Source organism: Crassaminicella profunda (genome assembly GCF_019884785.1).
GTDB lineage: Bacteria > Bacillota > Clostridia > Peptostreptococcales > Thermotaleaceae > Crassaminicella > Crassaminicella profunda.
Genome location: NZ_CP082326.1, coordinates 2,590,814 through 2,608,851, shown reverse-complemented (window position 1 = coordinate 2,608,851; position 18,038 = coordinate 2,590,814). Strand labels below are relative to the sequence as shown.

The following is an 18,038-nucleotide window of genomic DNA, read 5'->3' as shown; positions in this document are numbered from 1 at the left end:
CAAAAAACTTATTTAAAGTATTATAGTTTATGTAAAAGCTAAAATACTACTCCTAAAGAAATAGGAGTAGTATTTTTATGAATTATTTTATAGATGAATAGAATCTCCCCGGGTATTAGCTACTTTTCTTCCTATTATTTTTATATAATCTTCTACTTCTTTTCTTTCTTTTCCTATGCTTTTCTCATGAATAGAAGGGTTTGGATATATTTCGTATAATTTTCTATATTTATATGGTTGCACTTTACGCATAATTACATTTGCTCCTGTGTAAAAAGCATTTTTACGATCTTTTATATTTGTTACTTCGAGAGCAGTAGTAGTGGGTAAATGGGGTCTTTTCAACAAAATCCTCGTAAGGGCAAGGGCTTTTAAAGTAAGATAGGAGCTTCCTACAGGATAATTTTTAAGCTTTGTTTTAGGATGGGGAATAAATGGTCCCATTCCTGCCATATCCACATCTAATTCCTTTAAAAGAAGTATATCCTTTGCAAGGGTATCTAATGTTTGACCAGGAAGTCCAATCATAAAGCCGCTGCCTATTTGATATCCTAACTCTTTAAGGTCTTTTAAGCACTGTATTCTATTTTTAAAAGAAGAATGAGGATGAAGAGAATTATATAAAGCTTCATCTGCTGTTTCGTGTTTGATAAGGAATCTATCTGCACCATCTACTTTCCACTGTTTGTAAGTATCATAATCCCTTTCGCCAACACTTAAGGTAATAGCAATATCACCAAGTTTTTTAATACCCTTAATGATATAAGAAATTTTTTCTCGAGTGTACCATGGATCTTCTCCAGATTGAAGAACCATGGTTTGATAGCCAGCTGCATATGCTTTTTTTGCATAATCAATAATTTCATCTAGTTCCATTCGGTATCGAGTTAAAGATGTATTTTGTCTATTGATCCCACAATAGGAGCAATCACATCTACAATGATTTGAAAATTCAATGATAGCTCTTAAGTGTATTTCATTACCACAGCACTTTTTCCTTACCTGATCAGCTTGTTTAAATAAATAAGCATCACAATCAGAATTCAATATATTTATTAGCTCATCTATACTACCTTGAGAAGTTTCTACGATTTTATCAATAATTTTTTGTGTATTCATGCAATCCTCCAAGCCCCTTTTTGCTTAGAAAATCCTTACAATTAGGGTAGATTTTTTAGTCAATATTAAATGTATATAATTGGGATATTTTTTGTAATTATATCAAAGTAGTAACTGATTGTCTATGCTATTGAAAATAGTATAAGGTTATAGATATTTGTACAAAGTCAAAAAAGTTTTAAAATACAAACAATAAATAGATTGAAAAAATATATAAAAAGTTATATAATTTAATGAAAATATATATTTTATATAAAAAATTATATGTTGTTATGATCTTGAAGGGTTAATCATTTAGTTTTGATAGGTTATATATTTAACTAAAGTCTAAATAGACTAAGTATAAAATTTGTATAAATGGAGTTGATAGGATGGCTAAAATTAAAAAAGAGTTAAAAAAATATTTTCCTATAGCAGACTTGATAGGGAAGACCTTTGGTAAAAATTGTGAAGTAGTGATTCATGATTTATCTCATCCACAAAATTCAATTGTCTATATGGTGAATAACCATGTATCAGGGAAAAAAGTAGGAGATACTTTTAATATCCTAATCAAGCAAGTCTTATTATCAAAAAAGTTTGATCATGATATTACAGCTAATTATAAAACCTATTCAAAAGATGGAAGACCTTTAAAGTCATCTACCGTTTTTCTAAGAAATACTAAAGGAGAAGTAATCGGTGCTTTGTGTATTAATTATGATTTAGAAAAAATGAAAGATATGAAGGATTTTTTAGATGAATTTATGGAAGTTAGAGAGGAAAAAATTGAAGAAGAAGTAGAACCTCTAGAAAATGTTATGGACATTGCGGAGGATTTGATCAATAAAATTATTGGAAATGTAAATGTTCATGATTTAAAAAGGAAAGAAAAGATAGCACTTATTGAATTCATGGATCAAAAAGGAATCTTTTTAATAAAGGGAGGTATTGATCAGGTTGCTGAAAAGTTAAATATTTCAAATGTAACAGTATATAGTTATTTAGATGAAGTAAGAAAAAATAAAAAGGAATGTTAGTGGAAGAACTTTCAATGAGGATCAATAAAGGAGGAGAAAAAATGAAAAAGATTCAATTGATTTGTACAAAATGCAATAAAAAATTTTCAGTGGACAAAGCCTATTATCGCTGTGATGTTTGTAATGAACCCTTAGAATTAGAAGAAATAAAAACTGGGGAAATTAAAGATGATAATGTATTGAATCAAACTATTATGAAAAGGTATTCAGATTTTTTTCCCTTTTTAGATGTGAATGATGAAATATCTTTAGGAGAAGGATTTACCCCTTTAGTATCATCGAAAGAACTAGCACAAGCTTTTGGAGTAGAAAGCTTATATTTTAAAAATGAGAGCCAAAATCCTACCTGGTCTTTTAAAGATCGAGGAACGATTGTAGGAATTCAGCATGCACTAAAATTAGGATATAAAAGGATTGGAACTGTATCTACTGGAAACATGGCTCCTTCTGTAGCGGCATATGGAAGTAAAGCCCATTTGGAAACTTTTATATTTGTAAGTAAAAATATTGCTCCTGAGAAATTAAATCCTATTGCTATTTACCATCCAAATCTTATCAAAGTAGATGGAGATTATGGAAAGCTTTATTTTGAAAGCTTAAAAATAGGAAAAGCAAATGATATCTATTTTATCAATTCGGATGCACCTTTTAGAGTAGAAGGATCAAAGACGATAGCCTTTGAAATTTGTGAACAATTAAATTTTCATATGCCAGATTATGTGGTTGTACCTACTAGTGCTGGAGGAAATATTAGAGGAATAGAAAAGGGATTTAGGGAATTTAGAAATTGTGGGTTGCTTGATAGAATTCCTAAAATCATTTGTGCACAAGCCAGTGGCTGCTCTCCTATATATAATGCTTATAAAGATCAAGGGCAAATCATCTCAAGGGCTGAAAATCCTAGTACGATTGCTCATGCCATTGAAAATCCATTTCCACCAAGTGGGAATCAGACATTGAGAATGATAAAAGAAAACGAAGGGATTTGTGTAGCCGTTTCAGATGAAGAAATTGTAGAATCACAAGGAATCCTTGCAAGAATAGGGATATTTGGACAACCTGCATCAGCAGTTCCTCTAGCAGCCGTTAAAAAGTTAAAAGAAGAAAACTGTTTAAAAGGGCATGAAAAAATTGTTTGTGTTGTAACGGGTAGTGGTCTTAAATATACGGCTGCTTTTGAAAAACATGATTTAAAAGCTTTAGAATGTAAAATCAATGAATTAAGTAGCTTTATAGAGAATAAATTTTAAGTTTAGAAAAATGAATGCATAAAAATCTCGTGAGAGGAGGAACTTATAGAATAAAATTTATTATATTCTATAAGAAAAAATATGGAGATTGAAAAGCGATTAGAAATATTAGAAATTAAACTGCCACCTTGTCCAGAACCTGCTGCAGTTTATGTACCAGCCGTATTAAGTGAACCATTTATTTTTGTAGCAGGGCAAACACCTAAAAATGGAAAAAAATTATTGTATAAAGGAAAAATAGGACGTGATTTATCTGTTGAAGATGGATACGAAGCTGCAAAAATTTGTACTTTACGAGCAATTAGTGCCATCAAGTATTATATAGGAGATTTAGACAGGATTGAAGGAATTGTTAAGCTCACAGGGTATGTGAACTGTTGTGAAGATTTCGAAAAGCATTCGCTTGTTATTAATGGGGCATCTGAATTGTTAGAGAAGATATTTGGTGAAAAAGGCAAGCATGCTAGAGTTGCCGTAGGAACTAACTCATTACCAGGCAATGCAGCTGTGGAAATTGAATTGATGGCGAAAATAAAGAAATCTCTCTAGATTTTTAGTAAAATCATTTGTTGTTGAATTGTTTAATATCTAATCCTATGGTATCATTTTGATAAATGATCTTTTAAGATTAATTCAATAAAATGGTAGGGGGCATACTAATGGAGATCAAATGGTCCAAAGGAAAAGAAAATTTTAAAGATGCAAGCAGTGTTCGATATGAAGTATTTGTAAAGGAACAAAATGTTCCTATCGAAATAGAATTAGATGAGTTGGATGATAAAGCCTATCATATAGTAGCATATGATAAGAATCAAGCTATTGCTGTTGGTCGATTATTAGAAAAGGAAAAATATTATTTAGTAGGAAGAATAGCTGTTTTAAAGGAGTATAGAGGCAAAGATTATGGAAATTTAATCATGAAAAATATTATTAAAAAAGTAGAAGAACTTAATGGAAAAGAAATTCAGCTACATGCCCAGATGACTGCAAAAGGATTTTATGAAAAATTAGGCTTTGAGCCTTTCGGGGATGTTTTTGATGAAGCAAATATTAAACATATTTGTATGAAAAAGTGTTTATAAAAATTTATTGAAAATATGTTAAATAAGAGTGTTCTTTTATGAAAAAGAATACTCTTATTTAATCTTAGTCTAGATATTTTCAAAAGAAATACCTATTTTATAGGGGAATAAGAATAATAAGAAAAGAGATGGGTATATTCTTGTTAAAGGAAAGTTTTTTATTATTTTTTAGATAGGGACTTGTTGTCATTGCCATCATATGATATGATTCTGTGTTGAACAAGGAAGGGGATATGGTTATGAAATTTGTATTAGATACTCATTGTCACACTATTGCTAGTGGACATGCTTACAGTACTGTACATGATTTAGTAAGAGAAGCTAAAAATGTAGGAATAAAGATGTTTGCCCTTACAGATCATGGTCCAGCAATGCCAGGAGGACCTCATATATATCATATAAAGAATCAAAAAGTGATTCCAAGAGTTATGGATGGAGTATTTGTACTTAGAGGAGTAGAAGCAAATATTATTAATGAAGATGGGGAACTTGATATAAGGGATGAAGTTTTAGAGGAGTTAGATATTGTTATTGCAAGTTTACATAATGTTTGTGTAAAGGCAAAAAGTAAAGAAGAGAATACAAATACCTTAATAAAAGCTATGAAAAATAAATATATAGATATTATTGCACATCCAGGAAATCCACTATTTCCTATAGATGAAGAAAGGGTATTAAAAGAAGCTAAAAAAAATAATATATTGATAGAAATTAATAATAGCTCTTTTGGAAAAAGTAGACCAGGAAGTAAACATATTTGTACGAGAATTGCAAAATTAGCCCAAAAGCTAGATGTAAGGATAGCGGTTGGTACGGATACACATATTGCAAATCAATTAGGTCGATTTGATTATGTGGAAGAAATGTTTGAAGAGATCAATATGCCAGAGGAGTTAGTGATTAATACGTCTATGCATAAATTAATTCGTTATTTGGAAGAAAAGGGTAAAAAAAATATTGAGGATTTCAAAAACATTATCAAGGAAGAAAAATAAAAGGTATGTGTATAGATTAAACATGTGTGAATAAAAGTCATGCATGTTTTTTTGTAAAATATTTATTGTATTTTATATATGATAAAAAATAGAAAGGGTGGAAATCGTATGAATTACAAGATTATGATTGTAGAAGACGATATAAATATTGCAAAGCTTTTAAGTTCACATATTGAAAAATATGGTTATGAAGCAAATATAGTAAAAGATTTTGATGGGATTATGGAGCAGTTTCAAAAAATGCAGCCCCATATTGTTCTTTTAGATGTGAATTTACCTAAATATGATGGATATTATTGGTGTAGAAAAATCAGACAAACTTCTACTTGTCCTATTATTTTTATCTCTGCACGTTCAGGAGAAATGGAGCAGGTCATGGCTATAGAAAGTGGGGGAGATGATTACATTACAAAGCCCTTTTATTATGAAGTGGTAATGGCGAAAATAAGAAGTCAACTAAGACGATGTTATGGAAGTTATGCAGCACCAACTCAGGAAAGAACTATTGAACTTGCAGAGCTTACTTTATATCCTGAAAGATTAGAAGTACATTTTAAAGAAGAAGTTATAATACTTGCAAAAAAAGAGGCTGTTTTATTAGAAGCATTGATAAAGAAATATCCTCGTGTAGCAAGTCGTGAATATTTATTAGAAAAATTATGGGATGATCAAAATTTTGTGGAAGAAAATACGTTGAATGTAAATGTTACACGTCTTAGAAAACGGCTTTTAGAGTTTGATATTGAAGGAGCTATTGAGACGGTTCGTGGTGCTGGGTATCGAATGAATATTACATGGGGGAATGTCTAATGAAATTGTTCTTTAAAGATCAATTGCTTCTATGCATTTTATATATTTTTAATATGATCTTTTTAGTGGGAATTTATCAGTGGATGGGAGGATTTGAAAATAATCTGTATTATTTTTATTTTTTAACTATCTTTTTTTTAGGATGTTATTTAATATATCGTTATCATACTCATAAAAATTTTTATAGACGATTGAGTAAATCCCCTAGTGGTTTAGAAGAGTATTTAGCATCAGCAGGAAATACGCCTCTTGCTCAAGGATTAGATGAATTACTAAAGAGTCAGTATTATTTATATCAAAATCAGCTTCAAAATTATACAAGAAAGCAAAAAGAGCATCTTATATTTATGAATCAATGGGTACACCAGATGAAAACGCCTCTTTCTGTAATCCAATTGATTATTCAGGAAAATGAAGATGTGTTGCATTTAGAAAATATTAGAGAAGAAGTGGAACGGCTTAATAGTGGACTAAATATGGCTTTATATATGGCAAGATTAGACGACTTTCAACAGGATTTCCATGTTGATCAAATTCTATTAAAGCCCTTGGCACTAGAAGTAGTGAATGAATTAAAAAGATTATTTATTCGCAAAAGGGTATATCCAGAAGTTCATATAGAAGAAGGAGCTGTTGTTTACTCAGATGGAAAGTGGATTAAATTTATCTTGCAGCAGCTTTTAACAAATGCTATACGATATAGTAAAGAAGATAATAAGAAAATTTTTATTCATTCTCATGTAAGAGAGCAGTATAGCGTATTAGAAGTAAAGGATGAGGGGGTAGGGATTCCTAAATCAGATATAAAAAGAGTTTTTGAAGCCTTTTATACAGGAGAAAATGGAAGGAAATTTGGAGAATCTACAGGAATGGGATTGTATTTAGTAAGAAAGGTTTGTGAAAAATTAGATCATAAAATTGAGATAGAATCAGAGGTAGAGAAAGGAACCACTATACGAATTGTTTTTCAAAATGGAAAGATTACATGATTGTAAGGTTGATGAAATATAAATCGATAGAACTTAGTGTACAGAATAAATAAAATAGAAGAAAGTATGATAAAAAATAAACTTATATTAGGAAAGGAATTAAGCTTATGTCTATTTTAAAGCTAAAAGAAATCGGAAAAATTTATGGGGCAAAGGTTCCCTTTTGTGCACTAAGGAATATTCATCTAACTATAGAAAAAGGAGAATTTGTAGGGGTGATGGGTCCCTCTGGAAGTGGGAAAACAACCCTTTTAAATATGGTTTCAACCATAGATCATCCTACATCAGGAGAAGTATTATTAAATGATAAAAACCCACACAAGTTAAAGGGTTCAGACCTTTCTTTGTTCAGACGTCGTGAGCTTGGCTTTGTATTTCAAGATTATAATTTATTAGACACATTGACCATAGGGGAAAATATTGTATTGCCCTTAACATTAGATGGCTATCGTTTATCTGAAATGGATGAAAGACTTGAGCGGGTATCAAAGAGACTTGGCATTGAAGAAATCCTTCATAAAAGAACTTATGAAGTATCAGGAGGACAAGCCCAAAGGGCTGCTATTGCTCGTGCTATTATTCATGCTCCTTCACTATTGTTAGCAGATGAACCTACAGGAAATTTAGATTCTAAGGCTTCGAAGGATGTAATGGAATTATTTGAAGTGATTAATGGACGAGATCTGGTTACTACCATGATGGTAACTCATGATCCTTTTGCTGCAAGCTACTGTCACCGTGTTCTTTTTATTAAGGATGGAGAAATTTATAATGAAATCCATCAGGGAGAGAATCGTCAAAAGTTTTTTCATCAAATCATGGATGTGCTTGCATTGTTAGGGGGGGATCATCATGACTTTTCGTCAATTCGCCTTTAAAAATATAATTAGAAACAAAAGTATATATTCAGCTTATTTTTTGAGTAGTGCATTTTCTGTAATGATTTTTTTTACCTTCGCAAGCTTTATGTTTCATCCAGAAGTAGAGAATACTCCTCTAAAAAATGCAGTTAAAAATGGAATGCTTGCAGCAGAAATCATTATTTTTATTTTTTCTTTCCTATTTGTTTTATATTCAGTAGGAACATTTCTAAAAGCAAGAAATAATGAATTTGGAACCTATATGATTTTAGGAATATCAAAGAAGCAGTTAAGTGGATTAATCTTTATGGAAAATATGATTATAGGCGTTTGTTCAATTATTGCGGGAATTTTCATGGGATTTGTATTTTTGAAGCTATTTTTATTAATGGCTGCAAAGCTTTTGATGATTCATTCTTTATCTTTTTATTTCCCTGGAAAAGCTATATGTTTAACGAGTATATCCTTTTTTATTTTATTTTTTTGTATTTCAGCCTTTACGATTGGTTTTATAAGAGTGAATAAGATCATTGAACTCCTTAAGGGTTCAAGAAAGCCTAAAAAAGAGCCAAAAGCATCTACTATATTATCAATGCTTGCAGGTATATTATTATTAGGAGGATATTTTTTAGCTTATACAGCAAATGGACATACTCTGACTATGTTGATTTTACCTGTTATATTAATTGTTACCGTGGGGACGTTTTTCTTTTTTTCTCAATTAAGTATATTCTTTATTGGAGTTTTGAAGAAGAATAGAAAATTCTATATGAAACGAACCAATATTCTTTGGATTTCAGATTTATCCTATAGAATAAAGGATAATGCACAAATTCTTTTTTTAGTAAGTATTGTATCAGCAGTGGCGTTTACTTCTGTAGCTACTTTGTACCTTTGGGATAGTCAAATCAAGAATGTAGCTGAAGAAGAACTTATTTATGCATTTAATTATTTTCCAGAAAAGGAAGATAAAAATATAGAAAAAAATTTAAAGAAATTAGAAAGTTTATTAGATGAAAAAAATATTCCATATGAAAAAGTAAAAATTACTGCTATTGGGCAAAAAAATAATGAGACAGATAAATTTAATAGCTATAGTATTATGAAGCTTTCGGAATATAATCATATTGCAAATGTTTTAGATTTTGAAAAAATAAGGATGAAGGATGATGAAGCCTTTATAGTGCCTCAATTTAATGATTCTACTAGTCAATCTCTTGAAAGAAGTCTTTTAAGAGAAAATGAAATCGTATTTAAAGAAAGTGCTATAAAGATTGATCTTAAGGGATTAGGAGAAAAGATCATTGTTCCGCGTGGATTACTAGGACCTCTTATTGTTGTGAATGATGCTATTTTTTCAAAAGTAGAAAATCTAGGACAAAAAGAATATTTTTATGGATATGTTATTTCAAATTGGGAAAAAACACTAAATATAGCTTTGAAGATAAAAAATGATAAAGATTTTTCAGGAATCTTTTGGAGTATGTCAGAGGGATATTATGAAAATAAACAAATGTCAGGGTTGACTCTATTTATTGGATTTTTCATTGGTGTTATATTTTTTATTGCAGCAGGGAGTTTTTTGTATTTTAGATTTTATGCAGATTTATCTCAGGAAAGGGATAAATATAGAAATATGACAAAGGTTGGAATGACTCAAGAGGAATTAAAAAGAGCTGTAACGGTTCAAATGGCTGTATTATTTTTTATTCCCTATGTGATTGCTTTTATTCATACAGCTTTTGCATTAAAGCCTTTACAAATGTTGTTTTCTACATCTATTGTTTTTCCTATATTGAAGGTGTTAATAGGATTTTTAATAGTGCAGGTAATTTATTTTTTAATTCTTCGATATCAATATATAAAGAACTTATTGCGTTATATAGGATAGCTTGTTGTTTATACAACAGGCTTTTTTTCTTTTAAATCATTACAAGCTTGTAAGGTAAATGTAATGAAATTCGATAGCTGGATTTAATAAGATTTTTTATAATGAAATTGTATAAGATATGAATAAACAATAGGGGGAATTAGAAATGAAAAAAATAATAGGTATTGTAGTAGCTGTAGTATTGATTTTGGGTGTTGTTGCTTTTGTAAATTTACAAAATAGTGATGATTATCGCCTAGATTATGAGAAGAAAATTGTAAAATACTCAAAAGAATATGGTGTAGACCCATTCCTTGTGGCAACCATCATTCGCCAAGAAAGTGGTTTTCATAATTTCATAAGTTGGTTTAGCGACAAAGAAGATAAAATAGGGCTTATGCAAATTAAAGGAGAGTTAGGAGAAAAATGGGCAAAGGAAATGGGGATAGAAAATTTTTCTTGGAAGGATTTAAAGGATGCAGATACCAATATTAAGATGGGCGTTTGGTATTTAGGAGAGCTTCAGAAAGATAATAGTGATGAAGAAGCAGTTATTAAAGGATGGCGTTATCGAGGTGCTCTAAAAGAAGAAATCCCAGAGGGTAAACCAGGATATGTTGATGCAATTGAATTTATGAAAAAAATCTATGAAGAAAAATATCAAGAAGAATTGAAAATAGATTAATATAGCATTAAAAAGTTATCATTTTACAAAAGTAATTATGATGACTTTTTTTATTGACATGAAATAATTCTATAATAAAATAGAAGTACATGAATCAGTGAATAGATGTAAGAAATAATGTTTAATGATATACAAAGATGATGCGTTTATTGGAGGAGAAAAAATGAAATTATCTGAAAATAATCAATATTTAAGAAGCATAAGATTGTTGCGGGATGAAATCAATTCTTTTTCTAGATATCCGTTTGATTTACCAATTGTTAATGGATTAAGTACTTTAACATTTCATCCAAGAGTCACCTTTGTAGTAGGAGAAAATGGTACGGGAAAGTCAACGCTTTTAGAAGCTATTGCTACATCTTTTGGATTTAATCCAGAAGGAGGGACGAAAAATTTCAATTTTTCATCAAGAGATACACATTCAGAGCTATATGAATACATAAGGCTTAGCAAAGGCATAAAAAGACCTAAAGATGGTTTCTTTTTACGTGCAGAAAGTTTTTATAATCTTGCTACAAATATTGAGGAACTTGATAAAAGTGGAGGGGGACCTAGGATTATTGATTCATATGGTGGAACTTCACTTCATGCACAGTCCCATGGAGAGTCATTTTTTGCAACGTTCATTAATCGATTTTCTGGAAGGGGGCTCTATATATTAGATGAACCAGAAGCAGCTTTGTCTCCTTTTAGACAAATGTCTATGATTTCAAGAATTCATCAATTGGTTCAAGAGGAATCCCAATTTATTATTGCAACCCATTCACCCATTATTATGGCTTATCCTGATGCAATGATTTTACAAGTAAATAATGGTTTTAAAAGGGTAAATTATGAGGAAACAGAGCATTACCAGATTATGAAGCAATTTATGAATAATCGTGAAAAAATGTTAAATATTCTTATGGAATCATAAAATTGAAAAAAGGGTGATAGGATGATTATTAAAGAAATCTATGTAGAAGATACATGGGAAATAAGGCATAAAGTCATGTGGCCAGAAAAAGATTTGAACTATGTGAAATTAAAAGATGATCATAAGGGGAAACACTATGGAGTTTTTGAAGAGAATAAAATGGTTTCAGTCATTTCTTTGTTTTTTAGTGAGGACGGGGCTCAATTTAGAAAGTTTGCTACGTTAAAAGAGGAGCAAGGAAAAGGATATGGAGGGCAATTACTAAAATTTGTTATGGAAAAAACAAAAAAAGATGGAATCAATCATATATGGTGTAATGCAAGATATGATAAAATTGATTTTTATAAAAAATTTGGAATGGTAGAGACCAATGAAAGCTTTCAAAAGGGTGGTATTGATTATATCATTATGAGAAAATATTTAAAGTGATTGATTACAATATATTTTTAAAAGAAATGTAAAGCGATATGCCAGAGAAAAAAATTCTCTGGTTTTTTTAGTATATATTTGCAATCGTTTTCCTAATATAAGGAAAAAATAATGTAGATAAATTTGTTCGGAAATGTTGAAAAATGTAGAGATGTATGCTATAATCTTGCACAATACAAAAAATTCAGAAAAGTATACAATGCACAAAACCATTTGCATGGATATAAAAACATGGAAGGGAAGAGACGAAATATGAATAGGAATGGATTACCAGAAAAACAAGGTTTATATGATCCCAATTTAGAAAAAGATAATTGTGGTGTTGGATTTATAGCAAATATTAAGGGATTAAAAAGCCATCAAATATTAAATCAGGCATTGGAAATATTAAAAAACCTAAAGCATAGAGGAGCTGTAGGTGCTGATGAAAGCACTGGTGATGGATCTGGTATCATGTTACAAATTCCCCATGAATTCTTAAAAAAAGAAACAGAAAAATTAGGGGTCAAATTAACGGATGCTGGAGAATATGCAGTAGGGATGATTTTTTTACCAAGACATCCTAATGCTAGACTTTTTTGTGAAGGAATATTTGAGAGAATATTAAAAGAGGAAAATCAAAAACTCCTTGGATGGAGAGAAGTACCTGTAAATGAAAAGGCTTGTGGAGAATCAGCTAGAGCAACGAGACCTGTGGTGATGCAGGTATTTATTGATAGAAATAATCAGAAAAAGGAAAGTTTTGAACGAAAGCTATTGATGATTAGAAAGCGTGTTCAAAATATGATTTTGGAATGTAAAAGAGCGTATACAGAAAGTTTTTACATCTGTAGCTTATCTAGTAATACGATGATTTACAAAGGGCAGATTTTAGGATATAAGTTAGATGAGTTTTATTTGGATTTGCAGGATGAAACCATGAAAACTGCAATCGCTATTGTTCATGAAAGATACAGTACAAATACATTTCCATCTTGGAAGCTAGCACAGCCCTTTAGATATTTAGCCCATAATGGTGAGATTAATACTATACGAGGAAATATTAACTGGATGAATGCTAGAGAAGGGGTAATGCATTCTAAGCTATTTGGAGAAGAGTTTAATAAAATTTTGCCTGTTATTGAAGCAGGGGGAAGTGATTCTGCATCATTAGATAATGCAGTAGAGCTTTTTACTGCTAATGGACATCCTATGGAAAATGTAATGATGATGTTAATCCCTGAAGCATGGCAGAATGATTCAAAAATGGATGAAAATCAAAGAGGCTTTTATGAGTATTTTGCAAGACTGATGGAACCTTGGGATGGACCTGCTACTATTGCTTTTAGTGATGGTATAAAGGTAGGGGTAACACTAGATAGAAATGGATTAAGACCTGCCCGCTATCTTATTACGAAGGATGAAATGGTTATTATGGCATCAGAGATTGGGGTTGTTGAAGTAAGGCAAGAAAATATTGCTAAAAAGGGTCGTATTGAGCCTGGAAAGATGCTTTTAATAGATACAGAAGAAGGGAGAATTATTTCAGATGATGAAATAAAATGGGCAGCATCTCAGAAAAAGCCATTTGCAGAATGGATTAAGAAAAATAAAATCATTCTTGATGATATAAAAGAATCTTATGAAATTAAAAAAATGAGAAAAGAAACGATTCTTTTAAAGGAGAAAGTTTTTGGTTTTACAGAAGAAGAAATGCAAAGAGTGATTGGGTATATGGCCGAAAATGGGAAAGAGCCTATAGGATCTATGGGAATGGATATTCCATTGGCTATTTTATCTGAGAGACCTCAACTTCTTTTCAATTATTTTAAACAAACCTTTGCTCAAGTTACTAATCCCCCAATAGATCCTATTAGAGAAGAAATTATTATGTCTTTAACTCAGTCTATTGGAGGTCATGGAAGACTTTTAGATGAAATAGAAATAGAAAAAGAACACAAATATATAGAGATGAAGCAACCTATTTTATGTAATCGACAAATGGAAGATATTAGACATTTAAATAATGATGATTTTAGAGCTATTACCATTCCAATAACCTTTGAGATTGATCGAGAGAATGGATTAAAAAAAGCTTTAGATTATCTTTGCAAACGAGCAGAAGAAAGTGTGAGAGAAGGATGTAATATTCTTATATTAAGTGATCGAAGCATAGGAAGATATAATGCTCCTATACCAAGTTTGCTTTCCCTAGGAGCAGTTCATCATCATTTGATACGCAAGAAATTAAGAACGTCCGTTGATTTGATTGTAGAAGCTGGAGATGCAAGGGATGTTATGCATATAGCCCTTTTAATTGGATATGGGGCAAAGGCTGTTAATCCATATATGGTATATGATGTGATTGGAAAAATGATAGAAAATAAAAAATATGTAAAAAATATTCATGGTATAGATGAAGGATTTGAAAATTACTGCAAAGCTATTTCAGCAGGACTTTTAAAAATTATTTCAAGAATGGGAATTTCAACTTTGCAAAGCTATAATGGAGCTCAAATATTCCAGGCTGTAGGGGTCAATCAAAATGTAATTGATGCATATTTTACAGATACTCCCGCTCAATTATCTGGAATGGACTTAGAGGGGATTGCTAAAGAAGTAATTATAAGACACGTAGCTGCTTATGAAAAGGCAGGCCGATTAGACACAACGCTAGATATTGGAGGAGAATTGTCTTACAAAAAAGACGGAGAATATCATATTTTGAATCCTGAAGTAGTAAAAAGATTGAGAAAATCATGTTTAGAGAATGATTATTACCTCTATAAAGGATATGCAAAAGAGGTAAATGAACAAAATGAAAAAATAGCAACTATTCGTGGATTATTACAATTTAAAAATAGAGAAGGCATATCTATTGAAGAGGTTGAACCCATAGAAAATATTTTAAAGAGATTTACAATAGGGGGTATGTCTTTTGGATCTCTTAGTAAAGAAGCTCATGAAACTATAGCTATTGCCATGAATAGGATAGGAGCAAGTAGTAACTCAGGTGAAGGGGGAGAAGACCCTAGTAGATATATAGTAAAACCTAATGGAGATCATTTAAGAAGTGCTGTAAAACAAGTGGCATCAGGAAGATTTGGTGTAACGACCAATTATCTTGTGAATTGTGATGAATTGCAAATTAAAATGGCCCAGGGGGCAAAGCCTGGAGAAGGTGGACATTTGCCGGGAAATAAAGTTACATCAGAAATTGCCAAGGTTCGTCATGCTATGGCAGGAATAGATTTGATTTCTCCACCGCCACATCATGATATTTATTCTATAGAAGATTTAGCACAATTAATATTTGATTTAAAAAATGCCAATCCTTCTGCAAGAGTAAATGTGAAATTGGTAGCTGAAGCTGGGGTAGGAACAGTTGCAGCAGGTGTTGCAAAAGGATATGCAGATGTTGTTATGATTAGTGGTCATGATGGAGGAACAGGAGCATCTCCAATGAGTTCTATGAAATATGTAGGGCTTCCATGGGAGTTGGGTCTTGCTGAAACCCAACAGACACTCTTATTAAATAATTTGAGAAGTAGAATTACCATACAAGTTGATGGAAAGATGAGATCAGGACGAGATGTAGTGATTGCAGCTCTTCTTGGAGCAGAAGAATATGGCTTTGCAACGACTGCTCTTGTGTCTCTTGGTTGTATTATGTGTAGACAATGTCATTTAAATAGATGTCCAGCAGGTATTGCAACACAAGATGATGCATTACGAGAAAGATTTAGTGGAAAAGTAGAACATTTGATTCGTTATTTAAGATTTATTGCACAAGAAACTCGAGAAATTATGGCAGAGCTAGGATTTAAAACAATAGATGAGATGATTGGAAGAGTAGATGTATTAAAAGCTAAGGAAATGAAAAAAGACAAGTTAAAGGATGTGGATTTGTCAGCAGTATTATATAGACCACAAATTCCATCTCGAATTATTGACAGGTGTACAACGCTTCAAGATCATAAAATTCATGATATTTTAGATAGAGAGTTAATAAAAATTTCAAAAGGAGCTCTTGAGAAAGAAGAGAAAGTTCAGGCTAAATTCAAAATTAAAAATACAGATAGAACAGTGGGGACCATGCTAAGTGGCGAAATTGCAAAGAAATATGGAGATGAGGGGCTTTTAGAGGATACCATTACCCTAAATTTTGAAGGATCAGCAGGACAAAGTTTTGGTGCTTTTGCAGCAACGGGACTTACATTAATCCTTGAGGGCGATGCAAATGATTATCTTGGTAAGGGGTTATCAGGTGGAAAAATTATTTTAGTACCACCAAAGAAAGCAACATTTATTCCAGAGGATAATATGATTGCAGGAAACACATTGCTTTATGGGGCAACATCAGGTGAGGCTTATATTCAAGGTTTAGTTGGGCAAAGATTCTGTGTTAGAAATAGTGGGGCTGTAGCAGTTGTAGAAGGTATTGGAAATCATGGATGTGAGTACATGACAGGAGGAACGGTAGTGATCTTAGGATCTGTAGGGAGAAATTTTGGAGCTGGAATGAGTGGTGGTGTAGCCTATGTTCTTAATGAAAATGGAGATTTTCATGGTCAGTGTAATAAACAAATTGTTGAGATCAAATCTTTAGAGGATCAGGACAAAGAAGTAGTGAAAAAACTTGTAAAGAATCATTATGCATATACAAAGAGTGCTAAGGGAAAGGTGATTCTTGATCATTGGAATGAATATATAAACAAATTTGTAAAAGTAATTTCTCCTATTTATGAAATGAAATTAAAAGAATGTTAGTAGAAAAGAATCCTTCTTGATTTGATCAAGAAGGATTCTTTTACCTTTAGATAATATCTACTGTATAATTTTTTTCTGTACATAAGCTTAGTAAAAATTCAGCGATATCTTTTGTAGCATTTGGTTTTTTTAGTCGAGCCATATTTTGTTTAAAAATATGGTATTTTTCTTGATCTTCTTTTAGTAGATTAATACAAGAAATAAGAGAATTAGGACTGTTGGCTACCATGCCGATACCATTATTTAATATGAATTCTGTATTTCGCTCCTCTTGACCTGGAAGTTTGGAGGTGACGATAATAGGAAGTTCTTTATTAAGGGATTCGGTAACCGTTATTCCACCAGGTTTTGTAATGATTAAATCAGATGCACTCATGAGTTCATCTATATTGTTCACATACCCAAATACTTTTACATTAGGACGATTATTTTTTGAAAGATAGTGATACAATTCTTCATTTTTACCTGTAACAACTAATAATTGAATATGAACATTATAAGTAAATAGATAATTTAAAGTTTCTGTAATATTACCAAGTCCAAGTCCTCCGCCCATAATCAGTGCTGTGAATGTGTTTTTGATATGAAGCTTTGAGCACAATTGATTTCGATCAGGACAGTTTTTGAATTTTTCATCTACTGGGATACCAAAAAATTTAGCTTTTTCCTTTGGAATTTCCCAATACTGAAACTGGTATGCAAAGGTTTCAGAGGGAAAAATATAATAATCAACTTCTTTATTAATCCAGCTAGGGTGGATTGTATAGTCTGTAAGGATTGTAACTAATGGTATATTGATTTTCCCTTTTCGTTTCATAACAGATAAAGCTTCTGCAGGAAATGGATGGGTACATACAATTACATCAGGTTTGAAATCTGCTAGTAATTTTGAAAGCTTTCTTGACAATAATATTTGATTTAAAAATTCACTTACATCAGAAATAGAACTATCTGTATACTCTGAACGATTATAAATGAATCGATACAAAGCAGGCATATATTTAATAGATTTCATATAAGTTTCAATAATTATTTTATGAAGATGACGGTGCATATAGTTAAAAGTATCAATGATTCTTATATTGTGATGAGGACAACGATTTTTAATATGATCAGCAACAGTTTTAGCAACTTGATTGTGACCTTCTCCTGCTGATACAGTAAAAAATAGTATATTCATATAACTTACCTCCCAAATGAACATTATACCATTTTTATGTAAAGTTTTAACCATTATCTAAAGAAATTATACTATTTTTAAAGAA

15 protein-coding genes are annotated in these 18,038 nt (G+C 31.2%); 13 read left to right on the top strand and 2 right to left on the bottom strand.

The features are described from left to right. Positions 1 to 87 precede the first annotated feature (87 nt). Positions 88 to 1,119 (bottom strand): [FeFe] hydrogenase H-cluster radical SAM maturase HydE, encoded by a 1,032-nt coding sequence (gene hydE / locus K7H06_RS12360; protein ID WP_223036353.1) that lies wholly within the window; start codon positions 1,117 to 1,119, stop codon positions 88 to 90. 371 nt (positions 1,120 to 1,490) lie between these two features. Here hydE and K7H06_RS12355 point away from each other — a divergent pair, with 371 nt between their 5' ends. From K7H06_RS12355 to gltB, 13 genes are all read left to right on the top strand, one after another. Beyond that, a complete protein-coding gene (locus tag K7H06_RS12355) occupies positions 1,491 to 2,138 on the top strand; it encodes a helix-turn-helix transcriptional regulator (protein ID WP_223036352.1) in 648 nt (215 codons plus the stop codon). A gap of 41 nt (positions 2,139 to 2,179) precedes the next feature. Continuing rightward, positions 2,180 to 3,388 carry a threonine synthase gene (gene thrC, locus K7H06_RS12350; RefSeq protein ID WP_223036351.1) on the top strand — a complete coding sequence of 403 codons (1,209 nt, stop codon included), beginning with the start codon at positions 2,180 to 2,182 and terminating at the stop codon, positions 3,386 to 3,388. An 81-nt stretch (positions 3,389 to 3,469) separates the two neighbouring features. Continuing rightward, positions 3,470 to 3,937 carry a RidA family protein gene (locus K7H06_RS12345; RefSeq protein ID WP_223036350.1) on the top strand — a complete coding sequence of 156 codons (468 nt, stop codon included), beginning with the start codon at positions 3,470 to 3,472 and terminating at the stop codon, positions 3,935 to 3,937. 110 nt (positions 3,938 to 4,047) lie between these two features. After that, positions 4,048 to 4,470, top strand: coding sequence for a GNAT family N-acetyltransferase (locus tag K7H06_RS12340; protein ID WP_223036349.1), 423 nt, complete (start codon positions 4,048 to 4,050; stop codon positions 4,468 to 4,470). Positions 4,471 to 4,709: 239 nt separating this feature from the next. Further along, on the top strand, positions 4,710 to 5,465 hold the full coding sequence (locus K7H06_RS12335) for a phosphatase (RefSeq protein WP_223036348.1): 756 nt from the start codon (positions 4,710 to 4,712) through the stop codon (positions 5,463 to 5,465). A 108-nt stretch (positions 5,466 to 5,573) separates the two neighbouring features. Next, positions 5,574 to 6,275, top strand: coding sequence for a response regulator transcription factor (locus tag K7H06_RS12330; protein ID WP_223036347.1), 702 nt, complete (start codon positions 5,574 to 5,576; stop codon positions 6,273 to 6,275). Then, positions 6,275 to 7,264 (top strand): sensor histidine kinase, encoded by a 990-nt coding sequence (locus tag K7H06_RS12325; protein ID WP_223036346.1) that lies wholly within the window; start codon positions 6,275 to 6,277, stop codon positions 7,262 to 7,264. Before K7H06_RS12330 ends, K7H06_RS12325 begins: the two co-directional genes overlap by 1 nt. A 107-nt stretch (positions 7,265 to 7,371) precedes the next feature. Next, positions 7,372 to 8,142: an ABC transporter ATP-binding protein gene (locus K7H06_RS12320; protein ID WP_223036345.1), complete on the top strand. Its 771-nt coding sequence runs from the start codon at positions 7,372 to 7,374 to the stop codon at positions 8,140 to 8,142. Next, positions 8,117 to 10,015 (top strand): FtsX-like permease family protein, encoded by a 1,899-nt coding sequence (locus K7H06_RS12315; RefSeq protein WP_223036344.1) that lies wholly within the window; start codon positions 8,117 to 8,119, stop codon positions 10,013 to 10,015. The genes K7H06_RS12320 and K7H06_RS12315 overlap by 26 nt, the downstream gene beginning before the upstream one ends. A 145-nt stretch (positions 10,016 to 10,160) precedes the next feature. Beyond that, the gene (locus tag K7H06_RS12310; protein ID WP_223036343.1) at positions 10,161 to 10,679 is read left to right on the top strand and encodes a transglycosylase SLT domain-containing protein; all 519 of its coding nucleotides are present in this window, start codon (positions 10,161 to 10,163) and stop codon (positions 10,677 to 10,679) included. A 163-nt stretch (positions 10,680 to 10,842) separates the two neighbouring features. Continuing rightward, on the top strand, positions 10,843 to 11,595 hold the full coding sequence (locus K7H06_RS12305) for an AAA family ATPase (RefSeq protein WP_223036342.1): 753 nt from the start codon (positions 10,843 to 10,845) through the stop codon (positions 11,593 to 11,595). Positions 11,596 to 11,616: 21 nt separating this feature from the next. Beyond that, complete coding sequence (locus K7H06_RS12300) at positions 11,617 to 12,024, top strand: GNAT family N-acetyltransferase (protein ID WP_223036341.1); 408 nt, start codon at positions 11,617 to 11,619, stop codon at positions 12,022 to 12,024. A 252-nt stretch (positions 12,025 to 12,276) separates the two neighbouring features. After that, a complete protein-coding gene (gene gltB, locus K7H06_RS12295; RefSeq protein WP_223036340.1) occupies positions 12,277 to 16,773 on the top strand; it encodes a glutamate synthase large subunit in 4,497 nt (1,498 codons plus the stop codon). 46 nt (positions 16,774 to 16,819) lie between these two features. On the opposite strand, the gene K7H06_RS12290 is transcribed toward gltB, so the two are convergent. After that, on the bottom strand, positions 16,820 to 17,953 hold the full coding sequence (locus K7H06_RS12290) for an MGDG synthase family glycosyltransferase (RefSeq protein WP_223036339.1): 1,134 nt from the start codon (positions 17,951 to 17,953) through the stop codon (positions 16,820 to 16,822). Positions 17,954 to 18,038 lie beyond the last annotated feature (85 nt).